This window comes from Oceanobacillus sp. FSL H7-0719 (assembly GCF_045040795.1).
GTDB lineage: Bacteria > Bacillota > Bacilli > Bacillales > Amphibacillaceae > Oceanobacillus.
On sequence record NZ_CP150301.1, the window covers coordinates 2,374,962 to 2,400,580 of the forward strand.

Consider the following 25,619-nt stretch of genomic DNA (forward strand, 5'->3'; position numbering starts at 1 on the left):
TGTTGTTAATTTGTTTTCTTCAGTAACTGCTTATATATGTGAAAATCTTTACCGTTTAGTAAATCTTCCTCCAGGCGTGCCTCTGCTTCCAAATAAAAATCACCAAGCCACTTATCTGTTGGGAGGTCAAAATCATCATAATTTCCTGGTTTTGGCGTGAATTCTCCGAAGACTAATTCATCCTTTCCTCGCAGAAAATCAATCCGGACAAAGGGGGCAGGTACTTCTCTGCTGATTTCTTCTGCCATCTTTATTTCTTCTGCAGAAATTCCTTTCCCTTTAAAACTGCTATATTCATATTTTCCGGTAGACACTCGTTCACCATTTGCTGTCCACCAGCAGTATTTCAATTCAGGATAACGGATAATTTCCAAAACAATACCGACCTTACCATAGAAGCAATAAAACTTAACATCTCGAGCCGGGATGCGCGTTTCGTAATTCTCTGCAATTAATTCTTCAACAAGCCACGCATCTTCCTCTACCCTGCCTTCTTCAAGATCTCTTTCCATATTTCGGCGTAGTACAGCAAAATTCGGCACTGCTTTTGCTTCTCTAATATCGATTATATCATCATTTTGATAGACAAGGTATACTCCCCTTGCACCTGCTCCGTCAACTGGTTTGATTACGATATTTTCCCGTTCGTCTATCTCGCTCAGCTTATAGATGTGTTCATCCATTTCAGGAACCCGGATATGAAGCATCTGCATAAATTGATAGGCAATTTTCTTATCATCAAGCACCATTTCAGGTAGCGAACCAGCAAGCTGAAGCTTGCGCATTCTAGCTGTTAAGCTGCCGCGAAATGAAGCTGCTTGATGTAAAGATACCTTTTCATCTGATAATGCGGCCCGCACCATAAATTCAGGTATTTCATTTTGGTTAAGACCAGTGAGTATTTTATCGTATAATGTTTTTTTATAGATTGGGTTTTCATTCATAAACAACCTTGCAGCTGCTTTTAGAAATTGCTGGTTGTTCATATCGCGCAATTGCTTTGCAGCAATAAGATGATCAAGTGCATCAATTAACGTACCATTCTGTTTCTTCTCTTGGGCAATACGCCAAATCGATTGATAATCAAGTTTGCGATTTGCGAACTCATTTACTCTAAGCTTCTCCTTCATTTGAAGCAGCTCCGTTTCAAGCATCGCTGCATGGAGTTCAAGTTCTTTTATATATGCTTCTCTTTCGGTTTTATTGGATACAAGTCTTCTTCCCTTGCCTGTGCGTTTCCAGGTGTTACTGTTTTTCATCCGTTTTATTTGCTTCTGGTAAGCCTTTATTTCGGATTCCAGTTTTTCTGCTTCAGCTTCCCGTTCAATAAGCTCCTCGATAAATGCAGCTGTTACAGGGGGAGTATTTTCATCATTTTCAATCGGGTATCTGTCCTCATTGCTTGTCATCGTAAATCCCCTCGATTCTAAAGCTCATATAGATTCTCTTCTGTATGCCAGTCCTCGATATAGTCAGCGATGACTGTTTCACTTATGTTGCCCTTTAGCCAATTTTCTTTTGAAAGGCGGATAGATCGTAATTCTCTTAAATGGTTCTCTAGTAACTTTTCTCTGATTTCATTAGTTAAAGGGAACCATGTACTTGTTGTTTTTCCGTATCTTTCAATGTTTCTTGCACATGGACGCATCAGATAGCTGATTTTCCCGTCATTTGGTGCATGCGGAACAATGACATGAATCGCACGTGCGGTAATTTCAGGTATATACTGCTGCTGTTCCGCGAAGATTGCCGGGTTATTAACAATGAGTATCGCACAGCGAATAGACTCACCGTATACAAGCATTTGAATGCTCTCTCCGTCAATATATTCTCGAATGGATGGATGAATCTTTTGATTTACTTTTAATTCATATGTCCCCATTTGCACGAGACCGATTTTTTTCTTTTGTTTTTTAATATGCTCTATAAAACGAGCAAGATGTGTTTCGATTTCTTTGCGTAAATCACATACAATTACAAAATCAAATTTGCGTTCGCCATTTACCTTCACTTCACGATTCGGCCACATTGGTTCCGGTACAGGGAAAGGTCTTTCTGTTTGTGGATAAGGTATATACAAAGATGCTGCATGCTTATGAAACCATGTTTGACTTTCTGCATATTCCTTTCTTATCCCTTTCAGATAGCCATTATATCCAAAAGCCGAACTCCCTGTGAGAGAGCTTGCTGACTGCATTGGAAAAGATAGCGGACCTGTCTTTAAATCACTGATCTTGTCCTCGCCAAAGATCTTGATTAAGCGTTTTTTGAATTCACTGTCTGCTGCAAAACGCAGACTATCCCAATAGCCAGCCTTTTTAAGCACTGCTTCTCTCCTAAACATAAGAGAGGACATATTGGAAAAGATATACTGACCAGGCATGCCGCGTCTGTAGAGTTTTAATGTTTCGGTAATCCTTGCATGCTCACTTGTATTCGCAATGCGTTCCGGATTTTCAATAAAATCCTTTACCTGTATTGCAATTTTTTCCGGATGGGACCAGTCATCTCCATCATTAATGGTAATCAGTTCTCCACTCGCTTGCTGTAAGGCAATGTTTCTCGCAATATACGGCCCGCCATTTACTGGTGCAGCTAAATATCGGACACGTGGATCTTGTTCCGCGTATTCTTTTATTACCCGGGCCGTATCATCTGTACTGCAGTCATCAACTGCCAGAATCTCAAGATTGCGATACGCCTGCCTTTGTAATGAATCTATCGCAATCCGAATGCCTTCCTCTGCATTATAGGCAGGGATAATGACAGTTACTTTCGGTCCGCTCATGACTGTCTCTTCCAGCTGTTTGGTTGTCAGTCTGTCATATAAAGATTTATCCGAGCCAGAACTTAATTTGATAGGAGCAAGCTGATACATTTCCAACACTTCGTTTATTGCCTTGATTCTTACTGAAATGTCTTTTTCAAGATTTGCTAGAGCCAGATAAAGATCTGGATGCTCTTGTTTCTTCAATGCGCGCTCAAGCAGCCTTTTTCCTTCAGTTTGATTTCCTAATAAATCAAGTGCCTCTGCCTGAAGGATAATTCCTTTTCTTCTAAATTCCTGTCTTGTTTCACGTTCAAGAGCAATTTCTGAATAATAGAGCGTTAATTCTGCTGTTTCTGCATCTAATTTATTTGCATACCATAAAGAAAGCTCCCATGCGACAGCTTTTCGTAAATACTGATTTGTTGTTTCGTGAAATAAGCCTTGAAGATCGGCAAGCGCCCTGTCTTCAAAGCCTTGATTGTATAAATAACTTTTATACTTTTTTAATTTATTGCTGGCATCCTTGAGCTTGTAAGCTCTGCTATAAAGCTGCTTCGGATTTCTCTTGCCTAGCAGATAAGCTGGAATAGAGCGGATAAAAGAGAGCATCCTTCGCTTTGTCCTCTTCAGACTGTCTGTAAGATGCTTCCCTTTTCTAAATTCTTGATTGTATTGTTTGAGCTTTGCTTCCAGCTTTTCTTTTTCTTGTTGCATAGTCTGGATATCTGCTTCCAATACTTCTCTATGTGCTATCAATTCTTCATTATCCGTTTTCTTATTCATCATAAACCCATCTTTCGTGAAACACTTGGTTAAGACGAGGAGCTTCATCTTGTGTGATGCATGCTTTTTCTATTTCAGAATTCACAGCATGCCACGTAGCTTTCGTTTGGAAATATGCTGCAAGATTCTCTTCATATACCTGAAAATCTTCCTTTGTTTCGGCCTTTGTTAAAATAACGAAGGTCTCTGCTGCATGTACTTCCGGAACATAGCGCTGTTTATCCTTAAGTACTTCAGTATCAAACACAAATAGTTTCTTCGTATCAATTTTCTCTCCATAAACAAGGAGATTGATTTTCGAAGCATTGATTAGATTTCTGATTTCCTCTGTCAGTTTTGTTGATTCTGACATATACTTATGCAGTTGTACGATTCCAACTGTTTTCTTCGCTTCGATAGCTTGATTAAGCATATGAAGGATATTCTTATCTGCGAATCTAAAATCGCTTGCGATAACAAGGTCTACTTGTCTCTTGCCATTTCCTTTCTCTAATCGTTTCGGCCACATTGGTTCAGGCACTTGGAATGGTCTTTCAATCATTGGATAATCATAATAAAGCGAGTCCGTTTGGCTATGGAAAGCTTCCATCGCTTCAACATATTCTCTGCGCACACCCATGAAAAATCCGTTATACCCGAATGCAGAGCTTGCAGTCAATGATGTAACAGATTGTCTTGGAAGCGACAACGGACCTGTCTGTAAATCAACATAACTACTTTTGCCAAATGCTTTGATCAGGCGTCGTTTAAACTCGCCATCTGCGGCAAAACGGACACTGTCCCAATGGCCAATCTTTTCTGCTACTTGCTTTCGGCGAAACATAATGGAAGACATATTTGGGAAGATATATTTCCCTGGTGTACCACGGCGATATAATTTCAAATCCTCCGTTAGTCTTGCATGTTCCGATGTATTTGCGATGACATCCTCATTGTCGATAAGATGTGTCACTTGTTGTTCGATTTTTTCTCTGTGCGACCAATCGTCCGCATCATTAATCGTGACAAATTCACCTGTTGCATGCTGGAGCGCGATATTTCTTGCCACATATGGGCCACTGTTTTCTGGAGTCGATAAAAGCTTTATCCGCTCATCTTTATCCGCATATTCCTGAATAACAGCAGCAGTATTATCTGGACTGCAATCATCTACAGCCAACAGCTCAATATTCTGCCATGTTTGTGAAAGAATCGATTCAATTGCTATACGTATTCCTTCTTCCGCCTTAAATGCCGGAAGAATAACGGATACCTTTGGTCCATCCATTATCTGTCTGTCGATTGCTTCTGTTTCTAGGTCATCATACTCTGGATGCTTGTTACGGTTAGAAAAATAAATAGGCTGTAAACCATAGAAGGTCATTGCTTTATTCATCCATTCTAATCGATTATCAATGTCATCTTCCAAATTCGCAGCAGCAAGATACAGATCCGCATGCTCCTGCTCAGCAAGCATTTCTTCAATCACTTGCTTGGCTTTTTCAACTTGTCCAGTTGCTTCATAGCATTCTGCTTCCAAAATTGCTACTCTTCGGAGCTGATGAACATCTTTTTCACCAGCCCTGGCTGCGTCAATATAATTTAGAGCTTGCTTAGAGCCTGCTGCTGTATTTTGGTTTGCATGCCATAATGTAAGTTCCCATGCTGCAAGACGTTTAAGCTGTGGGTCTGTTATCGTTTTGAAATACCGTTCTAAATCCTGATACGCTCTAACTGTAAAACCTAAATTGTACAGTTGGTATTTAATTTGCTTCAGTTTTTTTCTTTGTGCCTGTTTTTTTCCAAATAGAACTTTTTTTATTTTTTGCTTTTGTTCATCTGAGAATTTGTCCGTCAATTCTTTCCTCTGCTGTTCACTCAGCACAGAGTATAGAAACCAGTCCACAGGACCAAGAATAACTTTTTTAATCGTTTGTTTCATTTGTTCATCACCAAGCCGATCACTTTATTTTTTCGCATTGGTTTGTTGAGGCTGTCCTTGTTTTTTTCTTTGAACAACAACCTTTTTATTCGTTTCCTTGCCGATTCCAAGAGATTCCCGATAGGCGGCAACAGCTTCTTCCGCTGTTCCGTCAAAACGAATTTGTCCTTGTTCCATCCAAATCCCTCTTGTACAAACCTTCTCTACAAAATTCATACTGTGGGAAACGATGATAACTGCCTTTGCATGGGACATCATATCTTGGATACGTTCACTCGCTTTTTGCTGGAAGGCAATATCTCCTGTTGATAGTGCTTCATCAACAATAAAGATATCTGGTTTTAATGTTGCTGCAATACTGAACCCTAAACGTGATTTCATTCCAGCTGAATATTGTTTGACTGGCTTATCGATTGCTTTTCCTATACCAGAGAATTCAACGATTTCGTCGAATTTTTCTTGGACTCTTTTACGCGGTATCCCAAGGAGCATCGCGTTAAGAAAAACATTATCTCGTCCTGAAAGCTGCGCATTAAAGCCTGTTCCATAACCAAGCAATGAAGAGGTTTCTCCTTTGATTTCAATTTCTCCTTCATCCGGCTTTAAAATATTCGTCAGCACCTTACATAGTGTGGACTTTCCCGCACCGTTATGGCCAATAATCCCAACGACTTCCCCTTCTTTTATTTCGAAGTTCAGGTTCCGGAGTGCCCAGAATTCTCCTGTATTCAGTTCAAAAGAAAGACCGACGTTTTTAGCATGAACGATTGTTTTATCTTTTACATCTGCCTGTGTTTTTTGCAAATCTAGACTGCGTTTCCGTTTCACTGGAGCAGGGACGGTTGCCCGATAGTTCGCAACAACTTCCTTCGGATTGCCGATTTCCCGCACGACACCTTTATCAATCCACATGAGCCTGTCACAGTTGCGCTGTGCATATCTTAGACTATGTGTTACGATAATAACCATTTTCGCCTGTTTGACGAGCTGTTTCATTTTTTCTGCTGCTTTTCTGCTAAAGCGGGCATCTCCCGTGTTTAGGGCTTCATCCAAAATAAGTACTTCTGGTTCCAAATGAGCTGCAACACTAAAGCCCAGCCTTGCCTTCATTCCGCTCGAATAATATTTCATTGGCTGATTGATAAATGTTCCAATATCTGCGAATTCCTCGATATCTGTCATGTAACGGTCTATTACCGCTTTATCAATTCCGAGCATCATGCCATTTAAATAGATATTTTCCAATCCAGTCAATTCCTTATTAAATCCCATGCCAAAAGAGAACAATGCTGTGACTTTTCCGTTCACATGCATTGTTCCTTTATCTTGTTCAAGAATTCCGGCAATTATTTTGCTTAACGTTGTTTTTCCAGCCCCGTTTGAGCCTATAATTCCAAGGATTTCTCCTTGATAACCAGTAAAGTCAATCTCTTTTAATGGCCAGACTTTTTCTTTCTTCTTTTTTTCTTTCTTTTCGAACATGCTGAAGACACGGGATTTAATATCATCTTTATAGGATTGATTATCGAAATAAACACCAACATCCTTGGAAATGATTATTTCCTCTCTTGGATCTTTTGTTTGTTCTTGCATGTTTTTCCCTCATTTTTTCCTGACATTATAAAGCTTTGATAATCTTATGCTCATTTTTACTATAGTAATTCATCATATAAATAACTACAATGACTGAAAGGAGGAATAGCCCTCCAAGCCCAATCCAATTCGGCTGCTGATGGTAGATTAAAATATCGCGGTAGCTTGTAACAAGAATTGCTACTGGATTGTACTCAATCAGCGGCATCAGCCAATCAGGAACCTTGCCACTGTTTAACAGCCGGCCGCCTTCCCAGATAATTGGTGACGCATAGAAAAATATTCTCGTAATATATGTCATTAAATTCTCAATATCCCGCACAAAAATTGTAATATAGCCAAGGACGAGCCCAAGTGCAACATGAACTACTAATTGCAGCAGAATAAGCACCGGTAAATACAATACTAACCATGTTGGCATTACTCCATAGATTATCAGGAATAAGGCGATTACAACTAATCCAAATACAAAGTTAAACAATTGGGTTAGTGTAAAGGATAATGGAAATAATGCTTTCGGCAAGGACACCTGATTAATAATCGAGCTGTACCTCAAAATAGACCTTGACGACGAATTAATCGACGTGCTGATCCAGCGCCAAACTACTAATCCAACGACAAGGAATAGTGGATAATTTTCCCCGCCGCGATTTAAAACAATTACAACTAAAAAGTAATAAACCAGCACATTCATCAATGGATCGAGCAGCCACCAGAAATAGCCTAAATAACTATTTCTGTGTTCTGCCTTCAGACCTGACTTTACTAAATAGTAAAGCAAATCTTTTCTTTTCAGCATTTCTTGTATATAATTCTTCATTAACTTTGACACCGCCTACTATTTAAACGAAGCTTGAATACTGTCATCGCTTCGTTCTCCACTTAATCAGATCCCTGACGGACCTTACAATGTAATGAGCAAAGTACCATATACTTTTTGGCAGGCTTTGCTTTTCAATTTCTCTGAATACATACCAATTTCGTTTTGCGGCTTTCCATTTATTGCTTGAAATTGAATTATCAACAAGCCGGTATTCCGCAAGCACTTCCGGAAGCCCATAAGCCAGGAAGCCTTTCTTCGTAATATGGAGCCAGAACACGTAGTCCTGCCTCGTCCGGATATTTACCATTCTCATATTGCCTATCTTATCCATGTCCAGCATTACTGTCAGACATCCAATCACACAGCGCTTCATCAGGTCATCATAATTTACTGATTCGGGCGTGTTGCTGATTGCGTTCGTCCTTGTTCCATCTTCCAAAATACGGACGTATGTTGTGTAAGAAAAAGCAATATCTTTTTCTTGCATAAATTGCAGCTGTTTTTCCAACTTTTTCGGAAGCCAGCAGTCGTCACTATCAAGAAAAGCGATATACTGGCCAGCCGCCTCATCCATTGCTTTATTGCGTGCAACAGCAGAACCACTGTTCTCTTCAAGCACGAAAAGCTTAATCCGGGGATCACTGTTTGTATATTCTCCAACAATTTCCCTTGTATTATCAGTAGAACAATCATCAACAATAATCATTTCCCAATTTGTATAGGTTTGCTGTAATACAGATGTGATTGTTTCACCAATAAAACGTTCTGAGTTATATGCTGGTGTAATTACCGATATTAATGGTTGTTGTTTCATTTAAGCATCGATTCCTTCTTGCTTCCTTGTTGCTTGTCCAAGCAGTTCATTGTACCAAGCAATTAATTTTTCTTCTTCTGTTCCCCAGTTTAGTTCTTCTTTGACTGCCCGTTTGCCATTTTCCCCCATACGTCTTGCTTCTTCGGGGTTATTTCTCAGATAGGAAATAGCTTCTTTTACCGCTTCATCATCATAAGGGTCTACAGCAATGCCGCATTCATAGGTTTCCATGAACTTTTCCCACTCTGGGAAGTTAGAGCAAATAATCGGCAGTCCAGCATTCATGTATTCAAAGAACTTTGTCAGTTCCTTTTTCATATAATGCTCTGTTGGCGGGAAGAGCGCAATCCCCGCTAACCAATTTGTATTTAGATAATGAGATTCAATAACTTCTTTTTCAATAAATTGATCTATTCCTTCAATCAATAGTCTCTCTTTATTATCCCCCGCTGCCTGATACATCTTTTCTGCAATGCTGCTTGGGCATTTCCCTACAATATGTACTTCGATATCCTCATCAAGCAGCGGAATTCTCGCATGCTCCATCGCGCCTCTTTCTAAGGTCACGTTTCCAGTATACAGCAGTTTGTATTCTGCAGGTCCTTCGCGCTTACTGTTTAAAAATTTGTCATTTGTCATTGGATAATTTAAGATGCACACCCCTGTTGGGTAAATATCTTTATAGTATTTTTCTGCCAAACACAACGCTGCATCCCGGGCAAAGAAACGCTCCATCCATTTATAAAACTTAGCGAGAAGCTTTTTCATCGGCATGCTTGCATAATCCTTTTGTAAAATACTCGTTGTATAGTCTTCATGAATATCATAAATAACTACATTGTCTTTTCGTTTTAAAAGCCAGCCCACAGGTAAGAGCTCTGGGTCATGAAAATGATATACATCTGCTTTTAAATATTTTGCTTTTTTATATGCATCATAAATCCCTATAGTCATCCGCTTGATGCGGCTGTTATATTTCTTTAAAGGGATATGTCTGATTGGTTTATCTTGAATATTGTCGTTTTCATTCGTTTGTGCAATTAGCGTTACGTCAAATCCTGCTTTTTTCAGTGATTTCGATTCCTTATGATAGATCCTCGGATCAGTAGGATGATGTACTGTTGTCAGCTGAACTACACGCTTTGGAGCAGTCATACTCCTTCAACTCCTCGTATTAACTATTCGTTTCGTTCTAGTGTTTCCAAAAACACCTTTTCATATTGCTTCACAATTGTTTCCGCATGAAATGTTTCAACACGTTCTAACCCTTTTTCAATCACATGATTTCTTTCCGCTTCTGACCACGTTAATGCTTGCATTATTTTCTCAGCTATTTCCTGTTCATTTCCAATTTCACACATCAGACCGAATTCACCATGGTTTAACACTTCAACAGCACCTGGCTCTGCCTTTGTCGAAACGACAGGTGCACCTGCAGCAAGAGCTTCAGCAAGCACATGTCCAAAGCCTTCTCTTTTTGAAGTCAGGACAAATACATCTGCCTGTGAAAAATAAATATAAGGATTTTCCTGAAAACCGAGGAAATGAATATCATCCTGTAGATTTAGGCTTTTTGCAAGCTCTTTTAAATCAGCTTCCAATTTCCCCTCACCGAGAATCACAAGTTTCACATTCATTTTAGCGCGGACTTTAGCAAAGGCTTTAATCAATGTTTGCTGATCCTTGTCCTCGACAAGCCTGCCAGCTGTAATAATTACTTTTTCATTTCCATTAAAAATCGCTTTATGTTCTTCGTTGAATTTCCCTGTTTCGATACTTGTTTGTATCTTTTTCATATCGACTGGATTATAAATCACTTCAATCTTATCTTTCTTCACTTTATAGCGGGAAATGATATTATGCTTCACGCCATGTGAAAGTGCAATAACCCGTTTTGAAAATGTATATAATAATCCATACATCCTTAGTTTAAAATCTGCCTGTGGCGTGCCCCCCAAATAGGCTGCTTCTCGTACAATATTTTTCGCATGTGTAAAAGAAACAAGATTACCCAGAATAGCAATTGTATTGTAGTTTGGTATCGTACTGAATACAATATCTGCCTTTTCCTGTCTGATAACCTTTGCCAACGGGAAGATAGCTGAGCGCAGACGCTTCGTCTTTAGCTTAATAAACGCAATATCCGGATTTAAATATTTTTCATAATTTCCGTCATAATTCAAAGTCACGAGTGTAGGTATAAATTTCGACTGATCTATATTATTTAGTATATTTAATAATGTACGTGCAGCACCACCTGCACCCATTTGATAGATAAAAAATACAATCCTTTTCTTTTCCACTAAAGCTCCATCCTTATCTCTAGCATTTCATTAAAGAGTGAATTTAAAAAGGAGGATGAAAAGGACCAAGCAGTTCGACGCGGGATAGCTTTGAGCACCGGAATGTACATCATTAAGTACAGATGGAGCATATAAGCAAGCCAACAAAGAAATGCAAAGCGTCATCTTCACCGGACTTTTTGAACATCCTCTTGAAGAGTGAATTTACATACTGGCAATTATACCATAGCAGAAACAATTAATAAATTGTCGTAACCGTTTTGTATTATATAGACAGGATAAGACTTTTTCTTGTTGTTTCATTCACTTTACTTCCTTTAATGACAGGTCTTTCCCTTTATATCCACTCTTTAGTTTAACATAATGTAAATGCCTATCAAACTTCAGCAGGCAGCTATTGCATTTGTCAGTGGCAGATTGTATAATAATTTACACATACAGAATATGTATGTTTTTTAACGCCTCAGTTTGTGAATTGGTGAACAAACTTTCTTTTATGTGTACCAAGTATAGTATTTGGCAATAAATGTAGTATCTCAATGAATGAACAATACTAACCAGATAAGGAAGGTAAATAACATGAACTTATTTGAAAAACTGCAAGCAAAAGAAGAGAAAATCTCAGTCATTGGCTTAGGCTATGTCGGTCTGCCATTAGCTGTTGAGTTTGCAAAAAAGTATAATGTCATTGGCTATGATCTAAATAAAGAAAAATTAAATATGTACAGAAATGGTGTTGATGTTACGGATGAAGCAGGAGATGAAGCGGTTCAAAAGACAACAATGACTTTTACAGATAATCCTGAAGCCATCAAGGAATGCAAGTTTCACATTATCGCTGTACCAACTCCAATTAATATCGATAAAACACCGAATCTTGCTCCTGTTACAAGTGCCAGTAAAACAGTTGCTGAGAATCTAACAAAGGGATCTATTGTTGTTTATGAATCAACTGTTTATCCTGGAACAACAGAAGAAATCTGTATTCCAATTTTAGAAGAAGTATCTGGTTTAAAATATGGTGAGGACTTTAAAGTCGGCTATTCTCCCGAACGAATTAACCCAGGTGATAAAGTAAATACATTAACGAAAATCACGAAGGTTGTTTCTGGTTCTGATGAAGTAGCATTAAAAGAAATTTCGGCTGTATACGGCTCGATTATTGAGGCAGGTGTTTTTGATGCTGAATCCATCAAAGTTGCTGAAGCCGCTAAGGTAATCGAAAACTCACAAAGAGATATTAATATTGCATTTATGAATGAGCTTTCCATGGTATTTGACAGAATGGACATTGATACGAAAGCTGTTCTTGAAGCAGCATCAACAAAATGGAATTTCCTGCAGTTCACACCTGGTTTAGTTGGGGGACACTGTATTGGAGTTGATCCATATTACTTCACTTATAAAGCCGAACAGCTTGGCTACCATTCTCAAATCATTCTTTCTGGAAGAAAAGTGAATGATGATATGGGGAAATATGTTGGCGCAAGTGTCATCAAACAAATGATTAAGGCTAAACAAGAAATTGAGAATGCTCGTGTCGCGGTGCTTGGGCTTACTTTCAAAGAAAATGTTTCTGACGTCCGGAATACGAAGGTCGTTGATGTGATTGAAGAGCTCAAAGAATACGGCATTGCACCTATCGTTTACGATCCTGTGGCCGAGTCGGAAGAAGTTTATCAGGAATTTAATATCCAATTAGCAGCCAAAGAGGACTTGAAAGACTTAGACTGCATCATTTTAGCCGTGCCGCATAAACAGATTATTGATACAGGGCTGCTGGAGAAACTTGACAGGCTGTATAAAAACGATAAGAAAGTTCTGATTGATATTAAGAGTATATTGGACAGAAAAGCATGTGAAGCAAAAGGATTCCAGTACTGGAGTCTTTAATAGAAAGCAAAGAGAGAGCCTTTAAGATTTTGGGTTCTCTTTTTTTGTGAGGAAGATTTTTAATTTATCACACAATCTTTACATTAAAAACTGCACGTATGATATTCTATACTTATATTTTCTAACATCAAAGGGGAGTCCATATGCCACTAGACTACAATAATTCGATTCCATTGTACCTTCAGCTTAAAGAAAAGATAGAAGAGAAAATTATAAAGGGCATGTTTAAAACGAAGATACCTAGCGAAAGAGAAATAATGGATGAATATCATGTAAGTCGCAGTACTGTCAGACAAGCTGTAGGAGAGCTTGTTGAGAGTGGAATTCTTGTTAAGCGTGCTGGCAGAGGAACATTTATTGCTCTGAAACCAATCGATGACTGGCTTGGCAGCTTGAGCAGCACTACTGAAACAATTGAGAGAATGGGAATGTCTTCCGGTGCAAAGCTTCTGCGTTCAGAAGTCATTGAACTATCTCCTGAATTAAAACAGGAAACCGGATTAGATAAAGCTTTCCACTTTAAACGATTGCGCTATGCAAACTACATACCAATAGGGATTGAGAATCATTACTACCCGATTTCACTTGGCGAAAGAATAAATACATACGATTTGAATAAAGAGACATTGTATGATCTTCTGGAGACTGAATTAGGTATCCATACATTTGAAGCTGAACAGGTAATCAAGGCTGGTAAACCGATAAAACAAGATGAGGACCTGCTTGAATTAGAGCCTCAATCCAGTGTACTGTTCACAAACAGAAAACTATTTGATATCAATGAGAGATTTGTAGAATATGAACAGGCGATTTACCGAGCAGATATGTACTCTTTTAAAATTAAATTATCGCGAAAAAATGCAAAATAGGCGGGTAAGGTTTTGACTGGAAGGTTAGCGGTTTCCATATCCAGATAGGTAATTTCCACTCCGAAGCGGGCGCTTATTTTGGGGCAACTATTTACTTCACCGCCCCAGCAGGAACAGCCTGCAGATCCACATAAAAACCTCCACCATCTGTGAGGGGGTAGAACACAGACGATGGAGGGTATTCAAAATTTTAGGATTAGGCAATTCTTACGTATTTCTCTGGAGGTCGCAGCTTTATGTACGCTGTTGCAAATAAGATCGGAAATACGAGATACATTACTTTCTTTTTCATTTAAATCCCTACTTTCTGCCAGTTTATAATTGTTTCTGGATAGGAAATAGCTTGGTACTTTTCCAGCTCTGCTGTGGAGACGAGAGCTTGCGGGTATTTATGCATGAATTTCATTTTCTCAATCGTATTCACTGTCCAGACAATAAGTTGAACACCCATTTTCTCCAGATGCTTTACATCAAGCTTTTTCATCGTGTTAAAATCAAACTTTACTGCATAGTAGGCAGCTTTTAATTCGCTTAAGAGCTGGATATCTGCAGCGTTTATTTCATCGGTAAGCAGACCCAGTTCAATTTCCTTTGAGAGAATCCGGAATCTGGCTAGTGAATAATGATTGCGGGACAGGATATAGACATCAGACATACAGCCTGCCTTTTGGATCACTTGGTACACTTTTTCCTCAAGGCCATTATAAAATCCGGTCTGTTTGATTTCTATGCCGAGTTTAATTTTTCCTTTGGCAAGCTCGAGCACTTCTTCTAATGCAGGTATTCTTTCATCATGATTGATTGTGAAGCGCTGAAGTTCTTCAAAAGTACAGTCCCTGATTTCACCGCAGCCATTTGTCATGCGGTCCAATGTTGCATCCTGCATAACAACGGGAATTCGGTCTTTCGTCAAGTGAACCTCGAGTTTCATATGTGTAAAAGCTAAATCGATTGCAGCTTGAAAAGAAGATAAGGTGTTTTCCGGAAACTGTATCGGATACCCGCGTTCGGCAACTCCACGTATTCTCATTTCATGCTCCTTTCTTCGAGAAGACAAATCGATTATCTGCTATATTTTTAGTATACCCGGATAATGTGAAGACTATGTTAAGCAGCAATAAATTGTTTGTAAAAATTAAAAATGAGGCAGCAGAGTCTATCTCTGCTGCCCCATTCTATTAACCAAATATGGCCCAAAGTTTATTGAATATGCCTGTCAAAATAGTGGTCACTTTATTAAAGATATCGTGGAAAGAGAAGCCAGGCTTTTCTGGTTTTTCCGGTGTCTCAGGTTGACCTGGTTTGTCTTCTTGCAGCTTTTCGACGGTTACATATTCAATTGTTTCATGTCCGCCCAAGTCCACTACTTTAATTTCAAATACGTTTTCACCTTCATCTAGTGCAAGTTCAAATTCCTTTTTCCCACTGAACTTCTTAACGCCATATGGCTGCGTTAGTTCGTTATTAAATACGTGGTCTCCATTAATGAACACATCAATTTGATCGAATTCATCTTTTATAAGGGTTCTCACCTTAACCGTATCTTCTGTTGTCTTTTCTTCTTTCACTTTTGCAGTTAAGCTTGCAGGGCTACTATCGACAAAGTATCTGCGGCTGAATTCAGTTTCATTGCCTGCATTGTCCACTGCTTTAATCTTGTTTATATAGTAGCCATCTTTTTTATGTTTCACTGTAAATGTAAAGTTATAACGATCCGTTTCTTCGTCATAGGCAAGCTCTGCCGCTTCACCATCAACAGTTATTTCACTGATTCCTGATTCATCTGTTGCATATCCTGTGATTTCAACTGTTTTCGCTGTTTCTACACCAAGCATTTCTGGTGTTGCTACACGTAAGTCTGGTGCAGTAGTGTCTTTTTCCACTAATTCCACTTCTTCCTCAGCAGCATTACCTGCATAGTCCACTGCGACTACTGTAACGACCTGCTCATCTAAATCAACAGAAGTATTTAACTCATACTCACTTTCACTATTTACAAGCGGCTCCTCTAGAATAGATTCACCATCTACATGGATATCCCAGTAAGAGACACCACTTCCATCAAAGTCATCAAATTCAACGGCAATTAGGTTTTCATCTGTATCAATTGTTGCATTTACTTCTGGCTCCGTTGTATCCAGGATAACTGGCAATGTCAGTGTTTGCGCTTCTGCGCCTGGATAATCGATTACTGCTTCAACCTGTAAGTAGTATTGTCCTTCTGCAGCAGGCTTGCCATTCACTTTTCCATCCCATGCCCGATTTCCTGCTAAGTTGTAGGAAGTTGCTCGTCCACCATCATAGTAATCTTTTCTCAGGAAGGATTCCTTTCTGATTGTGCGGATTACTTTTTGATTTTCATCAAGCACTTGGAAACTGGCATCCTTCGCATTGCGCAGGAAGGAGAGTATGATTAAGGAATCATCCTGTACACCATCACCATTTGGTGAAAATGCAATCTTTTCAGGATCAATATCTCCTGTAGCTAAATCTTCACCAAGGAATCCATAGCTTCCTTCTCCATTACTTGTTACAACACCTGTCATCCCATAATAAGACAATTCATCCCAAAGCGGTTCATCAAAAATTGGTGCATCATCCCAGCTGCCTTTAAATCCAACATATGGAACAGTTAAGTCTGGGTTATTATCCGCCGGATCGGTTAACGTAACAAATCCTTCTAACCAATACCCATTTGTATAGATCTCTTTCAAATCAGCATCAACTGAACTTACATCAATGGATACTGTAAGCGATGTTGTGCTATTTGCCGGCACTTCAATCGTGCTTACCTGCTCCCCATTCACTGTAGCTAATTCGCCAAGATCAAATGCGCCAAATAAATTCGGTGCAGTAACGAGCACACCACCACCATCTACAGGTGTATCTGTTTGGACATTTGCACTCGCTTCATATGTGACTGCTTCATCTGTATAGTTTTCTGCTGTTAATTCGAACGTAATTACATCTTCAGCAATTTCCTTTAATGCTACCTTTGCTTCATTTGTTTGTGTTTCTGTCACGACTGCTGGAGTCGAAAGTGCTGCATGAAGCTGCATCATTCCTGCTCCTTGGCGACGTGGTGAAACAAGCGCACCATCAAATTCAATTTGTGTGGATGTGTTCATCATCAGGTTTTCAGCCAAATTCACACGATCCGCATTTTCATAACCAAATTCATTATCTACCCGCTCTAATACAAGGGCGCCACCACCGGCTACATGCGGAGCAGCCATTGAAGTGCCACTCTTCACGCCATATTGATTGTCATTTATTGTAGATAAGATTTGGCCGCCTGGTGCTGTAATTTCGGGCTTGAAGTCCAGGTTAGGTGTTAAGCCCCATGAGCTGAAGTCACTCATCTTGCCTGCGTCCGGATTATCCATCTTTGTTTTTTCCCCATTAAAAGCAATTGTGACTTCTTGTCCATCTTGTAATGCTTGAACAAGTAAATCTCCATGGCTCTTCAACATAAATAGATACGGGATTGTGATTTCTGGTTCTGATTGCATATTCACAATTCCATCCGTATTGTTATAAATAATTACACCAGCTGCACCATTATCTTGCGCATTTAATGCTTTTTCTGTAAATGGATTGCCGCCGCGCTGGATTAGTGCGTACTTGCCTTCAACATCTATATCTTCGAAGTCTTCTGGATAACCAAGACCTGCTTCAACGATTTCAAACTCCTTTTGATCAACCGCATTAGGATGTGTGTCTCCTGCGGACAGGAATGCAGCTGTCCCTGTTTCTCCATCAATAGAATATTCTAATCCATCGACATCCATAAAGGTATTTTCATAGGATGCAACTTGAAGAGAATCATAGGCAACACCTGGTGATCCACTCACCCCATAATCTGGGTTGGATGCATATGGATAGAAATGGCCATCTCCAAATAATGCAGAGTTACCTGCAGAAATTGACATAAGCACACCATTATTTACAGCACGGGTTACAGCTTGCTGTTCTGGTGAATCCTCACTGACAAAACCTGCACCGCTTCCTAAACTCATGTTTAGTACATCTGCACCAAGTTTGATGGCATCATCAATTGCTTTAATATAGATATCACCAAATGTTGATTGCATATCCGGATCATTTCCGAAAACTTTTAATGCTAAAAGCTGTGCTTCCGGCGCAATCCCTGCAATGCCGCCATCTGCTTCATCACCATTTGCACCTACTGTTCCAGCTACGTGCATTCCATGGTAACTTGCTTTTTTGTGCACCTCTCTGATTTCATCATTTTCATCCATATAGTTATAGCCATATGGAACCTTTTCTGTGTAATATTGTCCAGGCAAATTCTCTGACTCTATCTTTTCACTTACAAAGTCCTCTGTCAGTTCACCAGTTTCATTATCTGTAAGTATCATGTCACGGTGTGCTGGATCAATTCCTGTATCGATGACGCCAACTACCATGCCTTCCCCTTTGAAACCATAATCGCGCCAAGCTTGCTGCGCTTCGACCAGCTCTTTACTGTAAACCATGTCAGGTGTTGCTTCAGGGCGTTTATATTCATTTACAATGTGTACTGCTTTTACATCTGGAAGATCTGCTATCTTTTCAATATCTCCATGCTTTACTTCCACACTAAATCCATTTACAACAGTTGTAAATTCCTGAAGTTCTGTCTTTTCGATATTTTTCGCTTCCATGTCACTTTTTACTGCTTTTTGCTTAGCGATTGCTGCGTTTTCCAGCTTGTTTTTCTCTGTTTCAGCGAGGGTGTCATATTTCATCCCACGCATTGTTGCTACCTCAATCGGGGCTTTATCCTCGATTTCAACAATGACACGGACTTCTTTTTCCGGATCGATTGTTTCTTTAAATGTTTCTGTTTCAGATACAATATTGGATTTCTGTTTCGCCTGTGCAGGAAGGTCCCTCACCATTGCACTGGCATACGTAAAATTACTAAAAACTAATAAAAACGCAACAAATAAAATGGATACCTTTTTCCCCATGCTTTTCCCCCTATAAATTTAAAATTTAAAAAGCTAAAATTCGAATGAATCTGCGACCAGCATTCCCTATAAAACCTCACATCCTTCCAAAAATTCTGATAAAGTAATTTTAAAGAATTATCAAACTTTGCACTAGAGTATAAAGTCTTAGTAAGAAGGTTTGTTATTTTCTGATTTTAGAGAGCGCAGTGGGGCTTGAGGAGATAAAATACGTGCAGTAAAAAAGCAGGACAGTCAGGTTCTGTCCCTGCTGTCCCGCTTTTTATAAAATTTCCATTTCATTTTTCGAAGTCTGTCGATGATTGGACGTTTTCCACCAAGTACAATCCCCGCAAGTTCAGAGAAGATATGGAGGAAAAATAGAACAAAAATCGTAACGACGACGGAGTACTTTGCGCCAACGGTTGAAAATAGAATTGCCAGCCCGCCGAACACAGCTCCAAAGACGTACATAATCAGAACTGTTTTCCGATGACTGTAGCCTGCGTTAAGCAGCTGATAATGGATATGCTTATTATCTGCTGCCATGATATTTTCCTTATTATATGCTCTTCTGACAATCGAAACTATCGTATCAAAAATCGGAATCGCTAAAACGATGATAGGCACGATAAAACTGAAGAAGGCAACGTTTTTAAATAAGCCAAGCATGGAAATCGCTGCAACCATATAACCGAGAAGGTTCGAACCGGTATCTCCCATATAAATTTTTGCTGGATAGAAATTATGGTAGAGAAATCCTAGATTCGATCCAATCAGGACAATACTTAAATATGCAGCAATAAGTTGGCCATCAATAACTGCCATAATAAAAATACTAATTAAAGCAATCGTCGTAATTCCTGTAGCAAGTCCATCCAATCCATCAATCAGGTTGATCGCATTGGTTATCCCAACAACCCAAAGAACGGTTATAAGTACACTGAAAAACCCAAGATCAATCATACCGATAAACGGAATCGTGATGCGTTCAATAATCAGCCCGGATGATACTAAAAATGATGCAGCGATAAGCTGTCCACTCATTTTTACGACTGGCTTAATGTCAAAGCGATCATCCATTGCACCTGTAATCAGAATGACAAGCGCACCAAAGAAAATCTCTGGCATATGCTCGTGCTTAGGGAATAAATATAAGCCTCCCAGCAAGGCACCTAAGAAGATTGCAATGCCACCCAGTCTCGGGGTAACTTCCTTATGTATTTTGCGGTAGTTCGGAAAATCGACCGCGCCGACCCAAACGGCAAACCGCTTTACCGGATAGGTTAATAAAAAAGATGAAACTAAAGCTATCATAAACGCGATTGATATATCGACAAAGTTAAACATATTATTCTCCTAATTATCATGATGAATTAAAATCTGTCAAAGTTCTATAATGAGTCGACTAAATTATAACGAATCAAACCATATTATAGCAACTATAATCAAAATTTACTGGGATAATGAAGAATAAAACAGGACATTTAGTCTCTGTCCCTGATTGTTTCACTTTGTTATGATAAGGGGTGATAGGAGGAGGTTGTTTATGGGATTATATATTTATGTTGCAGCTGCAGCAATTGCTGTATTTGGGATTACGTTTGTTTTTAAGTCGAACGTGGAAAAAATTAAAGCTGATCCTGAGCAGGCACCTAAGGCACAAACTAACTTTTTCATTGGGGCTGCCATCAGTGAAACGCTGCCAATTATACTCCTTGTTTTAGGACTTATAAATCAAGAGACTGCAGGTTCAATGGAAGACATTTATTTTCCGGCAATTCTAATTATAATGCTGATGGCGTTTGCAGTTTTCTTTATCATGCTGCAGCGTTCTGTCGGTGTACCAGAAGACAGCAAGAACATAGTGGATACTTTTTCGTTTATCGCCATCGCGATGGCTAATGCAATACCTATCGCTGCACTCGTATTTTTATTTCTTTCCGTCCAGTGAAATGAGCTTAAGACAAAAGAAATATAATTTATTTAAATCCGAACGATACCTTCATTTCGTTCGGATTTTAAATTAAGTTCGGACTACTTTAATTCGGAATAACTTCCCCCTAAAAATACAGGAAAGTTGAAGAATCGTTATTAATAAGGTTGCTCTTAGACAAAATAAAACCGGAATCCGAAAAATTGGCTTTGACAAGCTTTCTATCTGCCCGAAAAAATTAGGATTGTTCTGTAACGGGTGATGAGAACTCTTCTATAAGCCTGTGGGAGCAAAATAAGTCGTGAAACTGTCTATTAGAACACCTCTATAAGACAGTACCGGCTGGATAGGCGATAAAACTGTCTATTAGAATCTCTCTATAAGACAGTAACAGCTAGATAAGCGGTGAAACTGGCTATTAGAACACCTCTATAAGACGGTAACAGCTAGATAAGCTATAAAACTGTCTATTAGAACGCCTCTATAAGACAGTAACAGCAAGATAAGCGGTGAAACTGGCTATTAGAATACCTCTATAAGACAGTAACGGCTGGATAAGCGGTGAAACTGGCTATTAGAACACCTCTATAAGACAGTAACGACTGGATAAGCGATAAAACTGGCTATTAGAACACTTCTATAAGACAGTAACGGCTCGATAAGCGATAAAAATGTCTATAAAAACACCATCTGTCCAGAAAACGGAGTTACTCTGAATTAAAATTAGCGGCAGTTTTTATCAACAATTAAAAGTTAACATGAAGAGCTTTCTATTCTCTAATGTTCATCTTTTAATTGGGTGGTATTCGTTATGTCCCATCCCTATTTCATTTTGGTATTCCTTGTCATGCTTCTCCCTTTCATTCATCCATGATTCATCATATAATTTAGATTATATGTATCTTGATGTATATGAAGGCAGGTGAGGTTATGTCGGATAAAGCTACTGTTGAAAAGGTCTGTATGATTGCAGGTAAAATAATGCTGATGAGCGGTGCAGAAACCCATCGCGTTGAGGACACAATGAATCGGATTGCACATTCCTACGGGCTGAAGGATGCTCAGAGCTACGCGACACCTACAGGGATTAATTTCTCCGCTGGGATGACAGAGATTAATAATTTTCTGCGGATTACGAAGCGGCCAACCAATTTACATAAAATCCATGAGGTTAATGAAATCTCACGGCAAATAACGGGAGGAGAGCTTCAGCTGGAGGACGCCTATCAGTGCTTGAAAGAAGTAGAGAATAAACAAGCCATTTATGCTCCCTGGCTGCAGGTTTTAGCTGCTGCCCTTGCAAGTGGCTGCTTTACAATTATGTTCCAGGGAAAATGGATTGATTTCCTGCCTGCATTGATTGCTGGGGGTGTTGGCTTTGCAGTGATGCTTGGCATGGACCGGCTATTGGAGATTCGTTTTCTTGCTGAGTTTATCGGCGCCTTCTTTATTGGAGTCAGTGCGTATTTACTCGTTGACAATGGTTTTGGCTTGGAAATGGATAAAGTAATTATTGGCGGTGTGATGCCGCTTGTCCCCGGACTCCACATTACGAATGCCATACGTGATTTAATGGCAGGACACTTGCTTTCCGGCATTTCCAAAGGGATTGAGGCGACATTGACAGCCTTGGCAATCGGGGCTGGAGTTTCACTTATTTTCACCTTTGTATAGGAGGGATTTTTTTGTCGATTATCGCACAGCTAGTTACGAGTTTCATTGCCTCAAGCGGGTTTGGAGTGCTTTTCGGAGCACCCGTAAAATCCCTCTTGCAATGCGGGTTTGTCGGCATGTCAGGCTGGATTTTTTATTACTTCCTCAGCCAGGACATCATGGATGTTGTACCTGCAACGATTTTAGCAGCAATCCTTGTATCCATTCTCAGCTATACCTGTTCAAAAATATATAAAGTGCCAATTATTATCTTTAATATATCGGGAATTATTCCGCTCGTACCTGGAGGGATGGCGTATAATGCAATGCGGCATTTCGTGGAAAATGATTATGCAACTGCAGTGGAACTGTCTGCACAGGTAGTTTTTTTAGCAGGGGGAATTGCACTCGGCCTTATGTTTTCGGAGGTTGTCAAACAAATCTCCAATAAGTTATCATTTAAAAGATAAAGAAATAGTAATTTTAAGTCCGTTTCTTTTGATAAATTATAATTTTTGTTTAAACTAAATGTATCTGATAAAAGCGAGGGAAGCCGAATGAGTGAACAAACAAAACCAAAAGTACTAATCCTGATTTTTGGAGCAACAGGGGATTTAGCAAAAAGGAAGCTATACCCTTCCATATATCGCCTCGTTAATAATGGGACAATCAGCCAGGACTTTGCTGTTGTTGGCTTGGCAAGAAGACAATGGACAAATGAAGTCTTCCGTGAGAATGTTGCGGAATCTGTCCAGCATGCCTTTGAGGATGCAGACGATCTCGAGCAATTTGCTTCCCATTTCCATTATCATTCCTTTGATGTAACGAAGGATCAAGCATATATTGATATGGAAAAGCTCGTTCATGAGCTTGAAGATCAATATGACACAGCAGGTAATCGTTTATTTTACCTGGCAATGGCACCAGAGTTCTTTGGACAAATTGCCAATAAATTAAAGGAACATGGCCTAAAAGAAACATCCGGCTGGACAAGACTTATTATTGAAAAGCCTTTTGGACATGATCTCGCTTCCGCGAAAGAATTAAACAGCAAGATACGTGCTGCCTTTGATGAGGATGAAATTTTCCGTATCGATCATTACCTTGGCAAGCAGATGGTGCAAAATATTGAAGTGATTCGTTTTGCTAATGGGATTTTTGAGCATCTATGGAATAACCGTTTTATCTCCAATATCCAAATCACTTCAAGTGAAACATTGGGTGTGGAAGACCGCTCGCGTTATTATGATGATTCTGGCGCCATTCGTGATATGGTCCAGAACCATATGCTGCAAATGGTTGCACTCCTTGCAATGGAGCCGCCAATTAAGCTTACAACCGATGAAATTCGCTCTGAGAAAATTAAAGTGCTGCGCGCTTTAAGACAGTTGAATCCGAATGAAGTACACGAGCATTTCGTTCGTGGCCAGTATGGCAGCGGCGAAATTAAAGGTGAATCTGTGGTAGGTTATCGCAACGAATCGGAGGACTTGGTCTTTTCCAATACAGAGACATTTGTCGCTGGTAAGCTTTTCATCGATAATTACCGCTGGGCAGGTGTCCCATTCTATATCCGCACAGGAAAGCGCATGAAAGCAAAAGAAACAAAAATTGTAATTGAATTCAAAGATATTCCTATGAATTTATACTTTAAGAGCGAGCGAGAACGCCATCCAAATCTGCTGGTTATTCATATTCAGCCTGACGAAGGAATTGCTTTGTATTTAAATGCGAAAAAAGCGGGTTCAGAGGCGTTAGCTGAGCCGATTGAGCTAAGCTATAACCAGAATGCAATTCATTCCATAAACACGCCAGAGGCCTATGAAAAACTGTTATATGATTGCATGATTGGAGATGCTACGAACTTTACACATTGGGATGAGGTTGCTTTATCCTGGAAGTTTATTGATTCCATCTTAAATGTATGGAAAGAAGAGCTTCCTAATTTCCCGAATTACGACGCAGGTTCCATGGGACCAGAGAAATCGAGTCAGCTGCTGCAGCAAAACGGCTTCCACTGGTGGGAAGTCTAATATATTTTGAGGAGGAAACAAATTGAAATTATATGATGTTACCGCACCAATTTTTGAAGGAATGCCTGTTTATAAAAACAAACCGGAGAAACAGCCAAAGTTAAATACTGTAACAAATGAACATGTTACCGAAACAAGGGTTTCACTGGACTTGCACACTGGAACACATGTTGATTCACCGCTTCACATGATCAATGATGGCGATACAATGGAAACAATTGCGATTGAGGACCTTGTAGGCAAGGTGAAGGTTTTTGACCTGTCACAGGCAGAAGACCGGATCAGCTTGAAAGATATTCAAGATTTGCCGATTGAACGTGATGATTTCGTTATATTTAAAACGAAGAATTCCTTTGATGATGAATTTAACTTTGAATTTATCTTTGTTGCCGAGGATGCGGCAGTTCATCTTGCTGAAATTGGCATCAAGGGGGTTGGGGTTGATGGTTTGGGTATTGAGCGTGCACAGCCTGGCCATCCAACACACCGAACGCTTTTCAAAGAAAAGGTTATTGTTATGGAAGGTTTGCGTTTAGCTGACGTTGCTGAAGGCGAATATTTCATGGTAGCTGCTCCATTGAGAATTCAAGGTACAGACGCTGCTCCAGCACGTGTACTATTATTTGAAGGCATCGATGTTAAGTAATCATTCTGCAGTTAAAAGATATGCTCCTGCTTTTTAGGGAGCATATCTTTTTTTCTTAAATCTTTCTATAGACCACATCTAATTACACTTTTAGCTAGTCTTCTCTAATGAGCAGAACACAAGATAAATGATCAACATGAGGCAGCTTGAATGTATGCAGACTCCCCGGCCCACTTAGAACAGTCACCTCAAGAATGAGGTATTCTTGGACGATTCGGTTCTATCATCATGTTTTAGTGTCCATTACTCCGCTTCCCATTGTAAGCAACATAGGTTTTATGAATGTAAATAGCATGATCACATTCCTCCATAATCTATTATCTCATGCCTATACATGTATATAAATAGAAGATAGCTTTCAGTCTATTCCCCTTCTCTCCCATAACAAAATGTCTAAACATAGGAAATACGCAAGTAGGTTAGTAAAAATGTGTAAAAAATTAAATTGAACAAATTTACAGAGTATTGACACACATTAAAAACATGGTACTGTTAAAGTGTGTTTATTATAAGAGAGTTAGTAAAAGGGGGGAATAAAATCAGCATATAAAATATTCAGCTTGTAGTTAAGTTTTAAATGATTTATTTTTGTTTTGAAAGCTACTTTTCCGAAAAAGAGGCGATTTA

18 protein-coding genes are annotated in these 25,619 nt (G+C 39.4%); 7 read left to right on the plus strand and 11 right to left on the minus strand.

The annotated features are described in order from the left end of the window. Nucleotides 1–5 precede the first annotated feature (5 nt). From NST93_RS12330 to NST93_RS12365, 8 genes are read right to left on the minus strand one after another with little or no spacing between them, the layout of a single operon-like run. Nucleotides 6–1,409, minus strand: coding sequence for an ATP-grasp fold amidoligase family protein (locus NST93_RS12330; RefSeq protein ID WP_405097440.1), 1,404 nt, complete (start codon nucleotides 1,407–1,409; stop codon nucleotides 6–8). Nucleotides 1,410–1,426: 17 nt separating this feature from the next. Further along, on the minus strand, nucleotides 1,427–3,553 hold the full coding sequence (locus tag NST93_RS12335; RefSeq protein ID WP_405097442.1) for a glycosyltransferase family 2 protein: 2,127 nt from the start codon (nucleotides 3,551–3,553) through the stop codon (nucleotides 1,427–1,429). Next, nucleotides 3,546–5,474 carry a glycosyltransferase gene (locus tag NST93_RS12340; RefSeq protein ID WP_405097444.1) on the minus strand — a complete coding sequence of 643 codons (1,929 nt, stop codon included), beginning with the start codon at nucleotides 5,472–5,474 and terminating at the stop codon, nucleotides 3,546–3,548. The genes NST93_RS12335 and NST93_RS12340 overlap by 8 nt, the downstream gene beginning before the upstream one ends. Before the next feature lie 24 nt (nucleotides 5,475–5,498). Next, nucleotides 5,499–7,067, minus strand: a complete 1,569-nt coding sequence (locus NST93_RS12345) for an ABC transporter ATP-binding protein (protein ID WP_405097446.1) — start codon at nucleotides 7,065–7,067, stop codon at nucleotides 5,499–5,501. A gap of 25 nt (nucleotides 7,068–7,092) precedes the next feature. Continuing rightward, nucleotides 7,093–7,887 (minus strand): ABC transporter permease, encoded by a 795-nt coding sequence (locus tag NST93_RS12350; RefSeq protein WP_405097448.1) that lies wholly within the window; start codon nucleotides 7,885–7,887, stop codon nucleotides 7,093–7,095. A gap of 43 nt (nucleotides 7,888–7,930) precedes the next feature. Continuing rightward, entirely contained in the window at nucleotides 7,931–8,704 is a 774-nt protein-coding gene (locus NST93_RS12355) for a glycosyltransferase family 2 protein (RefSeq protein ID WP_405097450.1), read from the minus strand. Beyond that, nucleotides 8,705–9,859, minus strand: coding sequence for a glycosyltransferase (locus tag NST93_RS12360; protein WP_405097452.1), 1,155 nt, complete (start codon nucleotides 9,857–9,859; stop codon nucleotides 8,705–8,707). A 23-nt stretch (nucleotides 9,860–9,882) separates the two neighbouring features. After that, a complete protein-coding gene (locus NST93_RS12365; RefSeq protein ID WP_405097454.1) occupies nucleotides 9,883–11,007 on the minus strand; it encodes a glycosyltransferase in 1,125 nt (374 codons plus the stop codon). Between the two features lie 579 nt (nucleotides 11,008–11,586). Here NST93_RS12365 and NST93_RS12370 point away from each other — a divergent pair. Both NST93_RS12370 and NST93_RS12375 read left to right on the plus strand, forming a co-directional pair. Then, nucleotides 11,587–12,900, plus strand: a complete 1,314-nt coding sequence (locus tag NST93_RS12370) for a nucleotide sugar dehydrogenase (protein ID WP_405097456.1) — start codon at nucleotides 11,587–11,589, stop codon at nucleotides 12,898–12,900. Between the two features lie 143 nt (nucleotides 12,901–13,043). Beyond that, nucleotides 13,044–13,769, plus strand: coding sequence for a GntR family transcriptional regulator (locus NST93_RS12375; RefSeq protein ID WP_405097458.1), 726 nt, complete (start codon nucleotides 13,044–13,046; stop codon nucleotides 13,767–13,769). 292 nt (nucleotides 13,770–14,061) lie between these two features. Here NST93_RS12375 and NST93_RS12380 read toward each other — a convergent pair whose 3' ends face one another. The 3 genes from NST93_RS12380 to NST93_RS12390 all read right to left on the minus strand — a co-directional run bounded on the left by NST93_RS12380 (nucleotide 14,062) and on the right by NST93_RS12390 (nucleotide 20,074). Next, complete coding sequence (locus tag NST93_RS12380) at nucleotides 14,062–14,799, minus strand: glycerophosphodiester phosphodiesterase (RefSeq protein WP_405097460.1); 738 nt, start codon at nucleotides 14,797–14,799, stop codon at nucleotides 14,062–14,064. 148 nt (nucleotides 14,800–14,947) lie between these two features. Further along, a complete protein-coding gene (locus NST93_RS12385) occupies nucleotides 14,948–18,745 on the minus strand; it encodes a S8 family serine peptidase (protein WP_405097462.1) in 3,798 nt (1,265 codons plus the stop codon). Nucleotides 18,746–18,979: 234 nt separating this feature from the next. Further along, the gene (locus tag NST93_RS12390) at nucleotides 18,980–20,074 is read right to left on the minus strand and encodes a glycosyltransferase family 4 protein (RefSeq protein WP_405097464.1); all 1,095 of its coding nucleotides are present in this window, start codon (nucleotides 20,072–20,074) and stop codon (nucleotides 18,980–18,982) included. Nucleotides 20,075–20,273: 199 nt separating this feature from the next. Between NST93_RS12390 and NST93_RS12395 the strand changes: the two genes are divergently transcribed. From NST93_RS12395 to NST93_RS12415, 5 genes are all read left to right on the plus strand, one after another. Then, nucleotides 20,274–20,678 (plus strand): hypothetical protein, encoded by a 405-nt coding sequence (locus tag NST93_RS12395; RefSeq protein WP_405097466.1) that lies wholly within the window; start codon nucleotides 20,274–20,276, stop codon nucleotides 20,676–20,678. Nucleotides 20,679–21,590: 912 nt separating this feature from the next. Beyond that, nucleotides 21,591–22,334 carry a threonine/serine exporter family protein gene (locus NST93_RS12400; RefSeq protein WP_405097468.1) on the plus strand — a complete coding sequence of 248 codons (744 nt, stop codon included), beginning with the start codon at nucleotides 21,591–21,593 and terminating at the stop codon, nucleotides 22,332–22,334. Between the two features lie 11 nt (nucleotides 22,335–22,345). After that, nucleotides 22,346–22,783 (plus strand): threonine/serine exporter family protein, encoded by a 438-nt coding sequence (locus tag NST93_RS12405; protein ID WP_405097470.1) that lies wholly within the window; start codon nucleotides 22,346–22,348, stop codon nucleotides 22,781–22,783. Nucleotides 22,784–22,870: 87 nt separating this feature from the next. After that, entirely contained in the window at nucleotides 22,871–24,346 is a 1,476-nt protein-coding gene (gene zwf, locus NST93_RS12410; RefSeq protein WP_405097472.1) for a glucose-6-phosphate dehydrogenase, read from the plus strand. 22 nt (nucleotides 24,347–24,368) lie between these two features. After that, entirely contained in the window at nucleotides 24,369–24,992 is a 624-nt protein-coding gene (locus NST93_RS12415; protein WP_405097474.1) for a cyclase family protein, read from the plus strand. The last annotated feature ends 627 nt before the right edge of the window (nucleotides 24,993–25,619 follow it).